Source organism: Alteromonas sp. BZK5, assembly GCF_014349115.1.
GTDB classification, from domain to species: Bacteria; Pseudomonadota; Gammaproteobacteria; order Enterobacterales; family Alteromonadaceae; genus Alteromonas; species Alteromonas macleodii.
The window spans coordinates 1-2620 of record NZ_JACSOE010000197.1 but is presented as its reverse complement, the minus strand read 5'-3'; the positions used below and the strand labels follow the sequence as shown (position 1 = coordinate 2620).

General features: G+C 39.9%; 3 protein-coding genes. 2 read left to right on the top strand and 1 reads right to left on the bottom strand.

What is annotated here, in order from left to right; genetic code table 11:
* Positions 1 to 350 precede the first annotated feature (350 nt).
* A complete protein-coding gene (locus BIZ39_RS21185) occupies positions 351 to 839 on the top strand; it encodes a hypothetical protein (RefSeq protein ID WP_187448018.1) in 489 nt (162 codons plus the stop codon).
* Between the two features lie 541 nt (positions 840 to 1380).
* Here BIZ39_RS21185 and BIZ39_RS21180 read toward each other — a convergent pair.
* Positions 1381 to 1998, bottom strand: coding sequence for an IS30 family transposase (locus BIZ39_RS21180; protein ID WP_187448017.1), 618 nt, complete (start codon positions 1996 to 1998; stop codon positions 1381 to 1383).
* Between the two features lie 285 nt (positions 1999 to 2283).
* On the opposite strand from BIZ39_RS21180, the gene BIZ39_RS21175 reads away from it, so the two are divergent.
* On the top strand, positions 2284 to 2620 hold a 337-nt coding region (locus BIZ39_RS21175), incomplete at its 3' end, for a hypothetical protein (protein WP_187448016.1).

Here is a 2620-nt window from a genome sequence, read left to right as displayed (position 1 = left end):
TCCGATCACTTAAGGTAAAACTGGCAGGGACGAAAAAGAAGATGAAAAAGTGATCGGATAAAACCGAAACGACCGATCGGATTCACCGAAATACGCAATCGAGCGTGGTTGGGCCGAAACACCCGGTTAGTAGAAGTAAAAATATCGTGACTAGGGCAGTGTTCTTCATGGCATCCTTTCTCATGTAATGTTTTCTAAAATAAAGTACCACACTCTCAATTGAAATTGCAGATTGCAAGGAATACCATAAACATATTAAATAGTGTAAACATGCATTTAAGTGATAAACACGTTATATCGAACTTAACAATTAAATGTTTAAGATGTCATCAGTAATAGGTCATACATCAATGCCGAAGCGCGATGAAGCAATGAAATACTTAACGAGGCTTGGAAATGGTTGGACGCTTCGCGTTGCGCTTCCCAGGTCAAAGGGAGAAACATACATATATGGTCGTTTTTTAGATAAAGACTATGGTTCGAAAGAAGCTTCGCTTGTTGCTGCTCAGAAACAAAGAGATAACGACGCAGAGTTAATTGGCGCCGATAAAAACTGGGTTCGGCAAAAAAAGGCAGATGCGATAAAGTCAGACCTGATCACAGGTTTATCTGAAGTGAGAACCGTTGAACATCATAAAAATGGGTCTGTATATGAGAGAACCTATATTGTTGCATACCATCCAGTTAAATGGCGTGATACCAAAAAGAAGTTTATGTACAAAGACAACCCGACCAGAGCGAATAGCAAAACCAGAGAGGTTGCTATTAAATGTGCTGAAAAGGTGCGCAAAGATTGGGAAAAAGAATTAGGGATGGTTTCTCAACAGTTAAGTGACTGAAATATAACAGGTTCACGCATGATAACAAGCATTATCATGCGTGAACGACGACTTTCATCGTTGAGTTACGTAACCCTTACCCGACTTTTTTGACTGGAGTTTCCACTATAACTCAACAGGCATTTAAATATTAGGCGCTGAAGTACAGATTATTGACTACCTACTTCTGCTTTGTGCCATTAGCAGCCGTCCAAATTTTTAATTAAACTTCCGAAGAGTGCCATTAGCAGCCGTCCAAATTTTTAATTAAACTTCCGAAGAGTACGTAAAGCAGACATTGAGTAATTCCCTGTCATGTCTGCACATTCATTAATATGGTTGAATTGAATACCTAATCCAGATTTAGATAATCAACTACAATTGAATTAAACTGTTCATGGCGTTCGAATTGCGGCCAGTGCGCTGCCTCTTCAAATACAATCAAAGAAGCTTGCGGCAAAATTGACTCTAGTTTAAGAGTCGCAGACATAGGCACAACGCCATCAGATCCCCTGAATATGTAATACCGCGAATTCAACTCCGAAGTGCACCACTCGCTAAATTAAGCAGCCTTTCGTAATTCATTGAACACTGCAATGGGCTGCTTAAAGCCTAGGCATTTTCTCGGTCTTGCATTCAGTGCTTTTTCAATATCGGCAATCCGCTTATCGGCTTCCCAATCGCCGAACCGTTTCTTCTTGTTCACAATAGCGGGGCGACACTCTATGCCAATGCGATTTGGAATAATTACACGCTTCGCGTGACTGCCTTTACGGTACTTTCTTCGACCGTGTCGCAGGTTCTTATAAAGTTTGCCACCTGTTAGCTTATCGCGTTGAACATAGCCATAAATACATTCATGGCTGACTTTATGGCCGATAATTTCACCCACACCAGCTATTTGCTCTGGACTCCACTTTTGCTCCAATCCGAACTCTACAAAAGTAACGGTAATATCAGGCATCATATACTTAGCAGCATGATGGCGTCGCTTTAACGCTTTAGCCTGGGCAACTTCGGGCAGGTAATGACTCCCTCTAATTCTGTTCCGCCTAACTTCGCGACTGATAGTGCTATGACTCTTTTTCAGGCGTTTTCCAATTTCTCGGTAACTGAAACCCTCGCGTAAGTAGGCCTCTATCTGGTATCTTTGTCCTTCGATCAACTGCTTGTAACTCATGGTAATACTTCTATTAGTTTGGCGACTTTAGAATACCATCAACAGGCAGTTGATCGTCTCATCACCGTTTAACCATGAGTGGTGCACTTATTATCTGAATTTGCGGTTCACTCTTCTTATACTTGGTAGAGATGTATTTGAATGCGTAATTAGGCACAAGCGAATAGAGGATTTAAATGCCCATTGAACGGATGGTAATTAGTGACTGGAATAGATAAGATTTTTCTAGTTCAAAAACGTTAATAGGCTGGACCCAAGACTAAGAAATTAACTAAAGGATCAAATATGTTTAATTTTTTTAAAAAAATGAATAGTGAGGTGAAGTCGGATAAATCCAAGCCAACTGATAATCAAATTTTATCTAGTGCGGATTTTATAAATTCTTTTAATCGTGAATACATTGATGACAAAACCATAATTCAAAAGTTTCCCGCTGAGTTGGATGAAAAAATCGAGAGTTACTTAGCTGAATTTTTTCAAGGAGCATCGGAACGTCGCGACTGCACTCTTTTGCTAACATGTCTGAAAGAAATTTATATAAGCTTATGGCTTATTAAAAATGGCTATGCAGAAGTAATAGCTTCGAAAGCAGACGAACTTTGTTATCGTGACGAATATGGCG